We start from the raw sequence: 16,494 nt of genomic DNA, 5'->3' as shown, positions 1-16,494 counted from the left end.
TTTAACAAACATATTCATTTTTAAATTTTTTTAATTTTTCTATAGTTTTCCTATATCTTTCCTATATGTTAATCCTTCATAATTAATTTTATCAATATTACTATAAGACGTTTTTATTGCATTTTCTAAATTTTCATCAAGCGAAACTACATTAATAACTCTTCCACCGTTAGTTACTATATCACCATCAACTTCTTTGGTTCCTGCATGAAATAATAATGAACCTTCGATACTTTTTTCAATAGTAATCTTTTTACCCTTTTCATAAAAATAAGGATATCCTTTTGATGTAAGCACCACAGTGCAAGAGGACTTATCATCCCACATTAGATTAATATCTTTTAATGTTTTATTTTCAATAGCCATAAATACATCTACAATATCATTTTTAAGTCTTGGAAGGATTACTTCAGTTTCAGGATCACCAAATCTAACATTAAATTCAAGGACATTAATATCTTTATCCATCATAATTCCAACAAATAAAATTCCTCTAAAGTCAAAACCTTCATTTTTGATGCCTTTAATAAATGGTTTTAACACTAATCTATCAATTTCTTCTATCACACTATCACTTATAATAGGATTTGGAGAAATAGCACCCATACCACCTGTATTTAAGCCTAAATCATTATCTAAAGCTCTTTTGTAATCTCTTGCTGATGATAGAGGTAAAATAGTTTCACCATCACATACGCATATAATTGATGCCTCTACTCCACTAAGAAATTCTTCAATTATTACGAGTTTGCCTGCATTTGCAAATTTATTTTCAAGCAAAATTTCTCTTAAAGCAGTCTTAGCTTCATCTTTTGTTAATGCAATAATTACACCTTTACCTGCTGCAAGTCCATCTGCTTTTATCACAAGAGGTATACTAAAATCATTAATTTTTCTAAGAGCGTCTTCATAATTATCTGTTTCAACAAATCTAGCAGTTGGAATACCATACTTTATCATAAATTCTTTAGAAAATTTCTTTGAACCTTCAAGTAAAGCCCCATTTTTATCTGGACCTATTATTTTTAAATTATTCATTCTAAATAAATCTACAATACCCATACAAAGTGGATCTTCTGGCCCAACTACTGTTAAATCAATTTTATTTTCTAAAGCAAAACTTAAAAGAGCCTCTATATCAGTAGCATCTATATTAACGTTTTCGCCAATTTCTTTTGTTCCACCATTTCCCGGAGCAATATAAATTTTTTCAACATTTTTACTTTGATTTATTTTCCAAACAAGCGCACTTTCTCGCCCTCCGCTTCCAATAACTAAAACTTTCATTTAGCACCTCCACTTCTATAAATAATATACTTATATTTACTCATTTTAACCTATATTAATGCTTAAAATGACGAATGCCAGTAAAGACCATTGCTATACCATATTTATTTGCCATTTCAATTGATTCGTTATCTTTAATAGAACCCCCTGGCTGAATAATTGCTGTAATTCCAGCTTTAGCTGCAGCCTCTACACTATCTGAAAATGGGAAAAATGCATCTGATGCTAATACTGTGCCTTTAGTAGAAATATTGCTTTGTTTAATTGCATTTTCAAGTGCCCACACTCTACTCGTTTGACCTGGACCAACACTAACAGTTGCACCTTCACCAGCAAGAACAATAGCATTAGATTTCGTGTGTTTTACTACTTTCATAGCAAACTCTAAATCCTTTAATTCTGTTTTATTTGGGATTCTATCAGTCACAACTTTCATATCTTTAATCAAAATATCATTTTCATTTTGAATAAGTATGCCACCATCAACTTTTTTTATATCATATCCACTCTCTTTTTTATATAAAGTATCTAATTTAAGTATTCTTAAATTCTTCTTAGACTTGAGTATTTCAAGTGCTTTTTCTTCAAATGACGGAGCAATAACTATTTCAAGAAAAATCTTACTTAGCTCCACTGCTGTATCTTTATCAATTTCACGATTAGCTACTACAATACCACCAAAAATAGATTTAGGATCAGATTTATAGGCCTTTTCGAAGGCTTCATATATATTAACACCAAGGCTAGCTCCACACGGATTTGTGTGTTTAACAGCTACTACCGCAGGTTCTTTAAATTCTCTTATTAAATTAATTCCTCCCGTTGCGTCATTAATATTATTAAAGGACAATTGCTTTCCATTTAACTGAATTGCATTTGCAAGCGTATTAGTATTTTTTGAAATTTCTTTATAAAGCCAACCATATTGATGAGGATTTTCTCCATATCTAAGTTCTTCACCTTTTTCAAAGGTAAGAGTAATTTTATCATTAAATTCATCTTTTTTGTTTAAGCTTTCTCTAAAGTATCTTGAAATAAGAGCATCATAACTAGCTGTCATTTCGAAAGCTTTAAGCGCTAAGTTTCTTTTAAATTTTTCACTTAAATCACTAACGTTAGTTGTATTATTTTTCTCAAATTCTTCTAGAATTGAAGTATAATCACTTGAATCTACAACAACTAATACATCATTGTAATTTTTAGCAGCTGAACGTATCATAGTTGGTCCGCCAATATCTATATTCTCAATTTTATCTTCATGTGTGGCATTTTCATTTAGATATGTTTCTTTAAAAGGATATAAATTAACAACAACCATATCAAAGAGTTTAATTTCAAGTTTATCAACCTGATCCATATGGCTTTTAAGATCACGTCTTGCAAGAATCCCACCATGAACTTTTGGGTGAAGAGTTTTAACTCTTCCATCTAAACATTCGGGAAAACCAGTTATTTCATCAACCTGTGTAACTTTTACACCGCTATCAAATAAAAGTCTTGCAGTTCCGCCTGTAGAAACCACTTCATATCCAAGTTCTATTAATTTAGATGCAAATTTAACTACATTTTTTTTGTCTGAAACGCTAATTAATGCTCTTTTCAAAATATTCACCATTCCTTTTTTATTAAATTTCATTTATATGGTAGATAATAGTTACATAAATAAGGCTTTTACATTAAATCGAACATATTTCTTTAATAACTTTAACTATTAATTTATGTTCTACTTTATGAACTTTTTGAGTAAGTGAATCAAGCGTATCATCATCTTTTACTTCTATTTTTACTTGTTCAATTATTTGACCGCTATCAATTCCTTCATCAACATAGTGGACTGTAACACCAGTTAGCTTATCGTGATTTTCAAGCACAGCTTTATGTACTTTATCACCATAAAACCCTTTTCCTGAATATTTGGGTATTAAAGATGGATGGATGTTAATTATTTTCTTATCATAATTATTAATTATAGTTTTAGGAAGTATTGATAAAAAACCTGCAAGAACAAGTAAATCAACATCATATTCTTTTAATTTATTTTCTATAAATTTATCTCTTTCATTTACATCTATAAATTTAGCTTTTCCAATATATAAAGTTTCTATATTAGCATTTTCAGCTCTTTCAAGTCCAAATGCATTTTTTCTATCTGAAATTACTAAAACTATTTTCCCGTCAATATTTTTATTTTCTGTATTATCAATTATTTGCTGAAGATTAGTGCCACTTCCAGAGATAAAAACAGCTATTCTTTTCATAAAGAGACTCCCTCTTCACTTACTACTTCTCCAATTATATATCCAAGTAAATTTTCATTTTTTAAAGCTTCAATTGCCTTTAAAGATTCTCCTTTACTTACAATCACCATATATCCAATACCCATATTAAAAGTTGCATACATATTATTGTCATCAATATTATTTAATCTTTTAAGTTCATCAAATATCTCAGGTTTATTCCATGAATTTTTATCAATTTTGGCTCCCATACCTTTTGGAAGAACTCTTGGTATATTTTCGTAAAATCCACCACCAGTAATATGAACCATACCTTTTACATTAACTTTGTCTAGCAAAGTTTTAACTTCTTTATAGTAAATTCTTGTTGGTTCAAGTAGAACTTGACCAAAAGTTTTATCAGTATTCTTAAATTTTGTGTTAAAATCAATATTATTGTCATTTAAAATTTTTCTTACTAAACTAAATCCATTTGAATGAACTCCGCTTGATGGAAGTCCAATAATTACGTCGCCTGCATCAATATTTGCTCCATTTACAATCTTATCTTTATCAACTATTCCTACAGTAAAACCAGCTAAATCATATTCATTTTCACTGTAGAAACCAGGCATCTCTGCTGTTTCACCACCTATCAAAGCAAGTCCTGACATAAGACAACCGTCAGTTACACCTTTTACTATACTTTCAGCTTTTTCAGCTTCTAACTTTCCAGTTGCAATATAATCTAAAAAGAAAAGCGGTTTTGCACCATGACATAATATATCATTTACGCACATTGCTACTAAATCAATTCCTACAGTATCATGCTTATCTAATTCAAATGCGACTTTTAATTTTGTTCCAACTCCATCAGTTCCAGAAATTAATACGGGTTTTTTTATTCCCTCTTCATGAATAAAAGATAAATCGAACATTCCACCAAAAGAACCAAGACCCATTAAAACATTATTATTAAATGTTTTTTTAACATGGTCTTTCATAAGGGTAACAGCTTTATATCCCTCTTCAACATTTACTCCAGCTTTTTTATATTCATCTCTATTTGCACTCATTTTACACCATCCTAATTATTTTATATTAAGTTTAATTATTTTATATTAAGTCTAATTAATTTAAACAATTAAAGTCATACACTATTAATTACTAATAGTATATGACCTTTTCCCTATATTTTTTCAAATACGTATTTATTACCAAGTTTTGGTACTTCCATAGGATAATTACCTTTAAAGCATGCAGTGCAAAGAGAATCCGCATTCTTACCAATAGACTCAACTAGGCCATCTATAGATATATATCCAAGTGAATCTGCACCAATCATATCTCTTATTTCATCAATTGTTTTTATAGCTCCAACCAATTGTTTTCTTGACGGAGTATCAATTCCAAAGTAACAACTAAATTTTACAGGAGGCGAACTAACTCTAACATGAACTTCTTTAGCACCAGCTTCTTTTAGCATTGAAACTATTCTTCCACTTGTAGTTCCTCTTACTATTGAATCATCAATTAAAACTAGCCTTTTTCCTTTTATACTATCCGAAAGTACATTTAACTTAAGTTTTACAGCAAGTTCTCTTGATTTTTGATCAGGCTGAATAAATGATCTTCCTAGATATTTATTTTTTATAAGCCCTACACCATAAGGTATACCAGATTCCTCTGCATATCCAATAGCAGCTGCAATTCCTGAATCGGGAACAGCTATTACCATATCAGCTTCAACAGGGTGCTCTTTTGCTAGTATTTTGCCAGCATTTTGCCTTGTTGAGTAAACATTTTTTCCATCCATTACTGAATCTGGTCTTGCAAAATAAACATATTCAAAACAACATAGAGCTTGTTTTTTCTCTGATGAATACATATAAGACTTAACTCCATCTTCATCTATAATAACCATTTCACCCGCTCTAATATCTCTAATATATTTTGCTCCCATAACATCAAATGCTGATGTTTCAGATGCTAAAACATATCCATCACCAAGTTTAGCTAAACTAAGAGGTCTAAGCCCATAAGGGTCACGTACCCCAACTAATTTATCTTCACAAATAATAGTAAGTGCAAATGCTCCTTCAATTTCTGTAACAGCATTTATAATACTTTCTTCAAAACCACGTTTGTAATTTCTAGCAATTAAATTTGCAATAACTTCACTATCGATTGAAGTTTGAAAAATAGAACCATTGTCTTCAAGTTCATTTCTAATCTTTCCCGCATTTATAAGGTTTCCATTATGCGCTAGTGCAATACTTCCACCTCTATATCTAACAACTAAAGGTTGTGCATTTGTAACATATGATTCTCCAGTAGTTGAATATCTAACATGACCTATAGAAATATTTCCTTTTAATAATTCTAAATTTTTTGCATTAAATATTTCTTGAACTAGTCCCATTTCTTTATAATATTTAACATTACCTTCATCATAAACCGCTATACCAGCACTTTCTTGTCCTCTATGCTGAAGTGCAATAAGTCCAAAATAAGTTAATGTTGAAATTTTATCGTTTTTTTGTGGATCATAAATACCTACTACTCCGCATTCTTCCTTTAATTTATCATCTGAATGATACATTATTTCCTCCAGTAAAACATAGATTTTATTATTTACTTGCTCTTTTTAACACTTCTTGATATGTGCTCTCGGCATCTCCAAGATCTCGTCTAAATCTATCTTTATCCATTTTTTTATTAGTATTTACATCCCAAAGCCTACATGTATCTGGAGAAATCTCATCTGCTAAGATAACCCTTCCATCATATCTTCCAAATTCAATTTTGAAATCAACTAATTTTAAATTGATTCCTTTAAAAAATTCTATTAATACTTCGTTTATTTTTAGAGCATTTTCTTTTACAATTTCTACTTCCTTTGGCGTTGCTAAATTTAAAATTTCGATATGGTCTTCACTAATAAAAGGATCACCTAGTTCATCATTTTTATAACATAATTCTAAAAGAGGTTTTTTTAAGACTGTTCCCTCTTCGATACCAAGTCTTTTACTAATTGAACCCGCTGCAATATTTCTAACAATAACTTCAAGAGGTAAAATTTCAACCGCTTTTACTAAAGTTTCTCTATCATTTAATAATTCAATTAAATGTGTCTCAATTCCTTTTTCTTCAAGTATTTTAAAAATAATTGCACTAAGTTTATTATTAACAATACCTTTATCACTTATTGTTCCTTTTTTAAGCCCATTTAATGCTGTTGCATCATCTTTATATTCAACAATATACTCATTTTCTTTTTCTGTTTTATATACTTTTTTTGCCTTTCCCTCATATAACATATTTAGTTTACTCAATGTTTTTCCTCCTATTGTAGGTTCTTAGATTAATGCAAAATATATACTTTAATTTTACAAATTATACACTAATTCTTTATCTTGCTTTAATACATCTTCTCTCATTTTTTCTCTATATATTTTCAATTTATCTTTTAAAACTTCATATTTAAGTGACATAATCTGAATTGCTAAAAGAGCAGCATTTTCAGATCCGTTTAGTGCAACTGTTGCAACTGGTATTCCTTTTGGCATCTGAACAATTGATAATAATGAATCTAATCCATCTAAAGTTGATGATTTAATAGGAAGTCCAATTACAGGTAAAATAGTATGGCTTGCAATTACTCCCGGTAAGTGTGCCGCTTTACCAGCAGCACCAATAATAACATCAAATTCATTTTCTGCATTTTTAGAAAAATTTAGAGCTTCAATAGGTGTTCTATGAGCTGATAATATTCTTACTTCAAAATCAACATCAAACTCTTTTAAAATATTAATTCCTTTTTTAACTACTTCAAGATCAGAAATACTACCCATTACAATTGCTATTTTCAAAATAACCTCCATAGATATTAATATAGTTTTTAAATATACCTTTAAAACAATCTATCATTTATATCCTACCTTAATAATAAATTAGCCTTCTTCCTTAGTCAATAAAAAGTCGAACGTTTTATGACTTTTGTTAGTTTTTGTGCGTGTTATTGATTTTTCAATTATATACTTATCTCTAAACTGCTTAAATTACTTATGAGTAAAGTATTTAACACCACTTTCAAAAATTCGCATTGCTCTAATGTTTGTGATGTTTTTATAAAGACCATTGTCCACTCTTTCCATATGCCCCATTTTTCCAAAGATTCTTCCGTCTTTGCTTATAAGACCTTCTACATTTAAAACGGATCCATTGGGATTTACATTCTGCGAATTAATAATTTTACCTTTTGAATCAGAATAGACAGTAGCAATTTGAGAATTATCAATCAACTCTTTTAGTGCTTGGCCCTTTGCATAAAATCTACCTTCACCATGTGAAACAGGAGTTGTAAAGATATCTTCTTCACTATCATTCATAAGCCACGGAGACGCATTACTTACGATTTTAGTATTTAATACCTCTGATATATGTCTACCTATTCTATTAAATGTAAGAGTTGGTGTAGTAGTACCAAGTTCTCTTATTTCACCGTAAGGAAGAAGTCCAGTTTTGATAAGAGCCTGAAAACCATTACATATACCAATAATTAAACCATCATCTTCTTTTATATGCTTCATTATTGCTTTTTCTATAATTGGATTTCTAAGAAGTGAAGCTATAAATTTACCTGAACCGTCAGGTTCATCTCCAGCGCTAAATCCACCAGCTAATGCTATTATATTTGCATTTTTTATTTCCTTTTCAAACTCAATAATAGACTCTTTAAATAACTCAGAATTAAGATTCTTTATATTTACAAGTTTTACACTAGCTCCCGCTTTTTCAAAAGCTCGCATGGTATCCCATTCACAATTTGTCCCAGGAAAAATTGGAATTACAACTCTTGGTTTATCTATCTTTATTTTAGATTTATATTTTCTATTTTTTGAAAAATTACTTTTTATATCAACTAACTTTTCATTTTCTTCTTCACCTTTTGATAATTCGTATTTAGTTGGAAAAATTTCTTCTAAAGGTTTCTCCCATATTTTTGTAGCTTCATCTATACTAATCTTCATGTTTTTATATGTTAAACTTTCATATTCATTTGTTTTAGCAATTTCTAAAACTTCGAAATTATTTACTTCATCAATTTCTCTATATTCTTCTTTATTAATTTCATCAAATATATTAATATCTTTATTAACTTCAACAAGAATTGAACCAATATCTTCATTGAGTAGTTCATCTAAAGAAATATTCTTATTGATTTCAAATCCAATTTTATTGCCCAGTGACATCATCATTAGTGAAACAATCGTACCACCCATAGAAACTGAGTATGCAGATTTAACTAATCTTTTTTCACTTAATTTTTCTATAGTTTGATACATAGATTTTAATTTAGTAATATCTTTTAAACCTTTTTCATTACTATTTACATTAAACTTATATATCACGCTTTCTTTTGATTTTAATTCTGGACTAATAATCTTACTAACATCAGATGTTGCAACGGCAAATGAAATAATTGTTGAAGGAACATTAATATCTTTAAAAGTTCCACTCATGGAATCTTTTCCGCCAATAGCAGAAATACCAAGTCCTATCTGAGCTTCAATAGTGCCAAGAAGTCCTGAAAGAGGTAGACCCCAATTTTTTTTGTCTTTTCCAAGTTTTCTAAAATATTCTTGAAGAGATATAGTTGTATCGGTAATTTTTCCACCCATTGCAACTATTTTTGCAATCGACTCAACAACACTATAATAGCCCCCGTGATAAGTACTCCACTTTCCAATTTTAGGATTATATCCATGAGTCATTATTGTAACAGTAGAAGTATTTCCTTTTAATAATGGAATTTTAGCAACCATACCTTGCGTTTTCGTATTATATGTTTTACCGCCGTATGGCATTAGAACTGTACCTGCACCAATTGTGCTATCAAAGATATCCATTAAACCTTTTTGAGATGCAATATTTATATCTGATAATCTTTTTTTAATTTCAAAAGCGAGTATACTTTCATCGTTTTCAGCTTTACTTAATTCATTTATTTTTTTCTTGCTTTTGTCTTTATTTAAGTTCGAAAATATAAGTGGATTTTGCCTATAATTTATTTTTTCAATAATTGCATCCGTTTCACTGCTTGCACCATTTGTTTCTAAAAAATCTCTAGAAATGTCAAGAATCTTTTGGTCATTATAAAACATTCTTAGTCTCTTTGAATTAGTAACTTCCGCAATCACAGTACCTTCTATATTTTCATTTTCTAGAAGTTTCATAAATTCATCAACATTTTCACTTGCCACAACTACTGCCATTCTCTCTTGAGATTCTGAAATTGCAATTTCCATTCCTGTTAGACCATCATATTTTTTAGGAACTCTCTCTAAATAGATATCAATACTGTCTGCCAGTTCGCCAACCGCAACAGAGACACCACCAGCTCCAAAATCATTACATCTTTTTATTAATTTCGTAGCTTCAAAGTTTCTAAATAAACGCTGAATTTTTCTCTCTTCAGGTGGATTCCCTTTTTGAACTTCTGCACCTGAAGTTTTAATACTATCTTCACTATGACTTTTAGAAGAACCAGTTGCCCCGCCAATACCATCTCTTCCTGTTCTACCGCCAATTAATAGAATTTTATCTCCATTTCTTGGTTCTTCTCTCACAACATTTTTCTTAGGAGCCGCTGCTATTACAGCACCTACTTCCATTCGTTTTGCTTTAAAACCATCATCATAATATTCTCTAACCTCACCTGTTGCCATACCAATTTGATTTCCATATGAACTAAATCCATGAGCCGCTTCTTTAGTAATTTTCTTTTGAGGTAATTTTCCATCAAGAGTATCTTCATACCTTTCTCTTGGATCTGCAGAACCTGTAACTCTCATACCTTGATAAACATATGCTCTTCCAGAAAGAGGATCACGAATGGCACCTCCAAGACAAGTTGAAGCACCACCAAAAGGTTCGATTTCCGTTGGATGGTTATGAGTTTCATTTTTATACATAATTAAATAATCTTCTTCTTTTCCATCTATAAGAACTTTTGCATTTACGCTACAGGCATTTATTTCCTCGGAAATATCAAGCTGATCTAGCTCGCCAGTTAATTTATGATATTTAGCAGAAATTGTCGCTAAATCCATAAGACAAATATTTTTATCTCTATTTAAGTAAACTTTTTTTCTTAGGTCAATATAATTTTTAAAGCTATTTAAAACTGGATTTTCATTGCTTAAATCTTCAAATTCAACATTATTAATTTTTGTCATAAAAGTTGTATGTCTACAATGATCTGACCAATAAGTATCTAAAACTTTTATTTCAGTTAAACTTGGATTTCTTTTTTCTTCATTAAAATAATTCTTAATATGAATTAAATCATTAATTGTCATTGCTAGTGAATATTTTTCTTTAAAATTCATTAGTTCTTCTTTATTAAATGAAGAAAATTTTTCAATGTATTTTTCAAACCATTCATTTTCACTTTTTATTCCAATTGATTTAGGAAGTTTTGTTGAAACTTCAACCATTTCTACAGGATTAATCAAATATTTTTTAATACTTAGAATTTCTTCATTTGATAAATCACCATTAATTAGAATGACTTTAGATGACTCGACTTCTAATTTTTCTTTATCCACTAATATAAGATTAATACATTGCTTGGCAGAGTCGCCACGTTGATCAAATTGCCCAGGTAAAGGTTTAATTCTAAAAGCAAAATCGTAATCTTTTATTATATTGCTATCTACGATTTTATCTGCGTTTTTTTCTGAAAATACGTATATTTCAGCTTTTTTCATTTCATTATCACTAAGACCACTTACATCATAGCAATTAATAATTCTAAGTTCTTTAACAGTATTTATCTTTAAATCTTTACTAATAATGCTAATCAATTTTCTATGTTCTTCATTAAATTCACTGTTTTTTTCAACTAATACTCTTTTAATCATATTAATTAATTCCTCCATAGTGGCAATAGTTAATAATTATTAATCACCCGCTAAAAATAGTAGACTAGGAGTGACAAAATATAAATCTATCTTTCACTGTTATTTTAACACCAAATATCACATTACTAAAATTAATAGTATTAATACAAATGATAAGTTGTACTTATTATTCGCTCGCTATTTTACACAAATAAATTATTATATTTATAAATTGTACATATTTTATTAACATTTATCATGTAAACTACATATACAAAATAAAAATTATGTAAACCAATAAATAATTTCAAAAAAGTATTGCAAAAAAATTATGGTTGATATAAAATGTGTTTTGTAGGTAAAGTAGATGTATTACATTAGAAAAGTTTGATATAGTAATGTACCTATCATCTTTTACAAGTAGAAGTACAGATGTAAATGATAATGAATATTATTATTATTTTGAAACAATTACATTTTTGCTTTACTTTGCTATTTAAACATTATATAATTAACATATAATATTAAAACAATGTGTAAGATTTACGTCTTACACCTATCTAAATTACACTGGAGGGTTTTATGAAAATTTTAACTACTAGTGCAACTATCGACGCTATTAAAGGTGTTATAGAAGCGCAAGAAGGTAAACCACAAAACATAAGATTATTTATGGCAGGCATGGGCTGAAGTGGACCATCATTTGGTCTTGCTCTGGATGAGCAAAAAGATAACGATGCTATTAACACTGAACATGGAATTAGCTTTGTAATGGAAAAAGATTTATATGAGCAATTTGGTGAGATGAGAGTTGAGTATATGAACAACGGATATTTCGTTGGACCATCTAATCAAGAAGAATCTGACTGCGGATCTTGTTCAAGCTGTAACTAAGATTTACTTATAAAAAAATACCTCTTTAAAAGAGGTATTTTTTTATTTATTATTTTTCTCAAATTTCCATGTATCTTTACACATATCATAAATTCCTAACTCAGTTTCCCAATCAAGTTCTTTTTTTGCTTTACTTGCATCAGCATAGCACTTAGCAATGTCCCCACTTCTTCTTTCGACAATTTCATAGGGAATTTTTAAGTTGTTTGCATTTTCAAAGGCTTTTATAAGCTCTAAAACAGAAGTTCCTCTTCCACTACCTAAATTGTAAATACTTGTACCACTTTTAGATTTTTCAATTGCTGCTACATGCCCTTTTGCAAGATCTACAACGTGTATATAGTCTCGTACTCCAGTTCCATCTATAGTATCATAGTCATTACCAAATACTCTAAGTTTTTCTAATTTTCCTGATGCAACTTGACTTATATAAGGCATAAGGTTGTTAGGAATACCACTAGGTAATTCCCCTATCAAACCACTTTTATGAGCTCCAACAGGATTAAAATATCTAAGAAGTATAGCAGAAAAATTTAAATCTTCTTTTGCAATATCTTTTAAAATTCTTTCGCTCATAGCTTTTGTTTCCCCGTAAGGATTTGTTGTTTCAAGAAGTTTCATTGTTTCAACAAAGGGAACTTCATTATCACCGTAAACTGTAGCTGATGAACTAAAAACAAACTTATTTACACTATACTTTTCAGCTAATTTTACCAAAATCATTGTAGAAACTAAATTATTATAATAATACATAAGAGGTTTCTTAACCGATTCTCCAACTGCTTTAAATCCTGCAAAATGAATAATTCCTTCAAATTTATTATCAGTAAAAACTTCTTCTAGCTTTTCTTCTTCAGTTACATCTATTTTATAAAATTTAACTTTTTTTTCAGTTATTTCTTTGATTTTATCTAATGTTTCTATTTTACTATTAGAAAGATTATCTACAATTACTACAGAGTGTCCTTTATTTAAAAGTTCAACTACTGTATGTGAACCTATATACCCTGTACCACCAGTTACTAAAATATTCATATAATTGTGTATACTTTATATAAAGCATAACTCTCCTTTTTTATTTTTTCAGTTTTACTATTACATTATAATACAATTTAATCCTAAAATATAGAAAAAGCCATAAAATAATTAATTAATTATTTTACGGCTTTTTAATAGTTACATAGTATCTGACTCAGTAATAATTTTTTCATTTAAAAGTATATTAATAAATACAATTACTATATTTGCATCAAAATGAATACCACTATATTTTTTTAATTCACTTATAGCCTCTTTATATGAAAGTCCTTTTCTATATGGTCTATCCGTAATCATAGCATCAAAAGCATCAGCTACCGCTATAATTCTTGCTTCAATCATTATTTCTTCACCTTTTAAAGCAAATGGATAGCCACTGCCATCAAGTTTTTCGTGATGCTGACTAATAATTTTACAAACTTTTTTATAATATGTTTTTTCAACAATTTCAGCACCCCTTATAGGGTGTTTTTTTATAATATCATACTCCTCTTTCGTCAGAGCTGATGGTTTTTTAAGTATTTCATCCGGCGTATCAATTTTCCCTATATCGTGAAATAAAGAAGCAAATGCAATGTTTTCTATGCTTTCTTCAGGTAAATTTAACTTATTGGCAATTTTAATCGCATACTCCTCAACTCTTTTTATATGACTATGAGTATACATATCTTTTTTTTCTACTTCTCTAGCTAATTTAGTTAATTCTTTTATTATTGTACTTAAAAAATGAAATAAAGGTTTAGTTGATATATATAGTAAAGTTACTTCAGTAAGTGTTTTAAACTGAACAATGGATTTCAAATCATGTGTAAAAAAGTAATCTCCATTAACTAGTTTTGTATATTTATTATCAAAACTATCTATTTCTCCATTTAATATATAAAAAAATTCCATAGTATCTGAACTATCACAAGGATTAATAAAAAAAGTTTCATTCTTCTTAATTTTTTGTAGCATAATTTCAGTTCCGTCACCTTTACCCAATAGGCGTAATTCTGCGGCATCTTGAACAAAATTATCAATATATTCATCTTTCTTATATATGTTTAATCCTTCTATCATATTTTCCCCCATATTTAGTATGAAAACTATTATTACATATATTTTAACACAAAAAAAAAGAATATTTACATATTCTTTTTCCGTTAAACTTTAAAATGCAACAACTATCAAAGGATCAACCAATACTTCTCTACCACCAATCTCAACTTTTATTAACTCACAATTTACCTGAACACCTTTTCGAGCTGCTTTTTTTATAGTCTTTGCTGAAATCTCATCAGTATCTTTAATTAATTTATCAATTATTTTATCAATTTTAGAATTTAATTTTTCATTTAATTTTGAAATTTCATCACTTGAAAGCTCATCTTTTTGAATTTTATTATTATATTTCTCAATTTCTTTATTAGCATCGTTTTTAGCATGGTCTATTTTTTCACTTATTTTAACATTTGCCTTATTCACATCATCAATTACACTTTGAATGAGAGAATCATTACTATCTGCAAAAGCAGGTAATCCCATTACTAAAACCAATGATAAAATTAAAAATGTTAGCCCTATTATTCTTTTCATTTCGTCCCCCTATAACATAAGTATTTTATTAACAACCTACTTTACTATTTTAATATTTTAACAAACTTATGTCAATTTATTTTAAGTAGTTAATATAACTTTTTACTTTGTTTATTAATGTACATTTTTTTATCTGCATTTTCAATTAGTTCTTCTAATGAAATACTATAATCAACTTCTTCTAAACCATAGCTAATATCTAATACAAACTCATGATTAATATTATTATACTCATCAATATCCCTATAAATATTTTGCATTATCTTAGTAGCTTTTTTTATATCAAGTTCTGATAGTACTAATAAAAACTCATCTCCACCAAGTCTAAATACAAAATCATTTTCACTAATATTATTTTTAATCATATTGACTAAATCTACAATCATTTTATCGCCCATTTTATGTCCTAATTTATCGTTTACAACTTTTAAATTATCTATATCAATAAACAAAACACAAAATAATTTATTTTCTTTTAATGAATCTTTTCGTAGCTTTTTAAGTATCCTAAAACCTTCTCGCCTATTTTTTATACCGGTCATAGTATCTAGTGTTGCATATTCGTTTAATTTTTTATTAAGATTTTCAATATTTTCTAGCATAAAATTAATATCATGTTTAAGTTTTTCTATTTCATCTTCACCTATAACATCTAATCTAAGAGATAAATTATTGTCATAAGCAACTTTAGTTACTTTTTGACTTAACTCATTTATTCTATTTACAATATTTTTTTGCAAACCATAATAAACTAGTAAAAATAACAACATAAATAAACTACTTATTAAAAGCGAAATTCTCAAAACATTTCTCGCTCCAAGACTTGAAATTGAATTTGATAAGGTAAAATTAAATAGCAGTTCATTTGAATTATTAAAATATTTTTTTTCAATTGATAAAACCGAGTAATGCTTATATCTTTTAATTTTTTCAGATATAGTATCAGCAGTATTTTCTTTTACTTTAAGTTTCATATTAAGACTATTTTCTATTTTTATTTTTTCATCGTCATCAAATATATTTGCAAATATAAAACTTCCATTTGAATTTCCCTCTTCTTCGCTGTTTAATATCCTTGATTTTGTTACAGCTATAGTTTTACCTCTCAAAAATATCAAACTATTACCAAAACCTACCTTCTTAAATTGATTTAAAATCTCTTTAGGTATATCTACTAACTTATTATTAGATTTATCAAAGTAAAAATCAACTACAATATTATCATTATTATTAAAAATAGCTAAATAATCAAGGTTCAAATTTTCAAAGGTTGAATTAGTTATATTAGACTTAATATATTCATCACTTCTATCTTTAACAAAATTATATGTATCATCCCAATACGCCCAATCAGCAATCAATTCATTATATTTATTAAATTCTTGATTTATAGCTTTATCTGCTATTAAATATTGACTTTCAAAATGCTTATTTTCAATTTTATAATAATCTTTCATAATAATTGCATGTACAAAAAATATAATTATAAACGCACTTAAAAGAGCAAATGATAATAAAAGAAAAAGTAATTTATTTTTTAATTTCATCCGATCACCTTCCAAACTAATATATAA

Annotated in this window: 12 protein-coding genes; all 12 read right to left on the bottom strand. The window is 28.3% G+C overall.

The features are described 5' to 3' along the window. Nucleotides 1-39: 39 nt before the first annotated feature. The 12 genes from purD to AACH12_RS03695 all read right to left on the bottom strand — a co-directional run bounded on the left by purD (nt 40) and on the right by AACH12_RS03695 (nt 16,467). Complete coding sequence (gene purD, locus AACH12_RS03750; RefSeq protein WP_338536740.1) at nt 40-1,287, bottom strand: phosphoribosylamine--glycine ligase; 1,248 nt, start codon at nt 1,285-1,287, stop codon at nt 40-42. A gap of 55 nt (nt 1,288-1,342) precedes the next feature. After that, entirely contained in the window at nt 1,343-2,923 is a 1,581-nt protein-coding gene (purH, locus tag AACH12_RS03745) for a bifunctional phosphoribosylaminoimidazolecarboxamide formyltransferase/IMP cyclohydrolase (protein WP_463670998.1), read from the bottom strand. 40 nt (nt 2,924-2,963) lie between these two features. Continuing rightward, nucleotides 2,964-3,545, bottom strand: coding sequence for a phosphoribosylglycinamide formyltransferase (gene purN / locus AACH12_RS03740; protein ID WP_338536739.1), 582 nt, complete (start codon nt 3,543-3,545; stop codon nt 2,964-2,966). Next, entirely contained in the window at nt 3,542-4,579 is a 1,038-nt protein-coding gene (purM, locus tag AACH12_RS03735) for a phosphoribosylformylglycinamidine cyclo-ligase (RefSeq protein ID WP_338536738.1), read from the bottom strand. Before purM ends, purN begins: the two co-directional genes overlap by 4 nt. 113 nt (nt 4,580-4,692) lie before the next feature. Continuing rightward, the gene (gene purF / locus AACH12_RS03730; RefSeq protein ID WP_338536737.1) at nt 4,693-6,105 is read right to left on the bottom strand and encodes an amidophosphoribosyltransferase; all 1,413 of its coding nucleotides are present in this window, start codon (nt 6,103-6,105) and stop codon (nt 4,693-4,695) included. A 28-nt stretch (nt 6,106-6,133) separates the two neighbouring features. Further along, nucleotides 6,134-6,838 carry a phosphoribosylaminoimidazolesuccinocarboxamide synthase gene (gene purC, locus AACH12_RS03725; RefSeq protein WP_338536736.1) on the bottom strand — a complete coding sequence of 235 codons (705 nt, stop codon included), beginning with the start codon at nt 6,836-6,838 and terminating at the stop codon, nt 6,134-6,136. 54 nt (nt 6,839-6,892) lie between these two features. Next, nucleotides 6,893-7,387, bottom strand: coding sequence for a 5-(carboxyamino)imidazole ribonucleotide mutase (gene purE, locus AACH12_RS03720; protein ID WP_338536735.1), 495 nt, complete (start codon nt 7,385-7,387; stop codon nt 6,893-6,895). Between the two features lie 177 nt (nt 7,388-7,564). After that, nucleotides 7,565-11,449, bottom strand: a complete 3,885-nt coding sequence (locus AACH12_RS03715; protein ID WP_338536734.1) for a phosphoribosylformylglycinamidine synthase — start codon at nt 11,447-11,449, stop codon at nt 7,565-7,567. 897 nt (nt 11,450-12,346) lie between these two features. After that, nucleotides 12,347-13,339, bottom strand: a complete 993-nt coding sequence (gene galE, locus AACH12_RS03710; protein WP_338536733.1) for a UDP-glucose 4-epimerase GalE — start codon at nt 13,337-13,339, stop codon at nt 12,347-12,349. Between the two features lie 141 nt (nt 13,340-13,480). Beyond that, nucleotides 13,481-14,404 (bottom strand): HD-GYP domain-containing protein, encoded by a 924-nt coding sequence (locus tag AACH12_RS03705; RefSeq protein ID WP_338536732.1) that lies wholly within the window; start codon nt 14,402-14,404, stop codon nt 13,481-13,483. Nucleotides 14,405-14,494: 90 nt separating this feature from the next. After that, a complete protein-coding gene (locus tag AACH12_RS03700) occupies nt 14,495-14,920 on the bottom strand; it encodes a coiled-coil domain-containing protein (protein WP_338536731.1) in 426 nt (141 codons plus the stop codon). An 89-nt stretch (nt 14,921-15,009) separates the two neighbouring features. Beyond that, a complete protein-coding gene (locus AACH12_RS03695) occupies nt 15,010-16,467 on the bottom strand; it encodes a sensor domain-containing diguanylate cyclase (protein ID WP_338536730.1) in 1,458 nt (485 codons plus the stop codon). Nucleotides 16,468-16,494: the final 27 nt, after the last annotated feature.

Origin of the sequence: Helicovermis profundi (genome assembly GCF_033097505.1) — a bacterium.
GTDB lineage: Bacteria > Bacillota > Clostridia > Peptostreptococcales > Acidaminobacteraceae > Helicovermis > Helicovermis profundi.
This window is presented reverse-complemented; position numbering and strand designations above follow the sequence as displayed.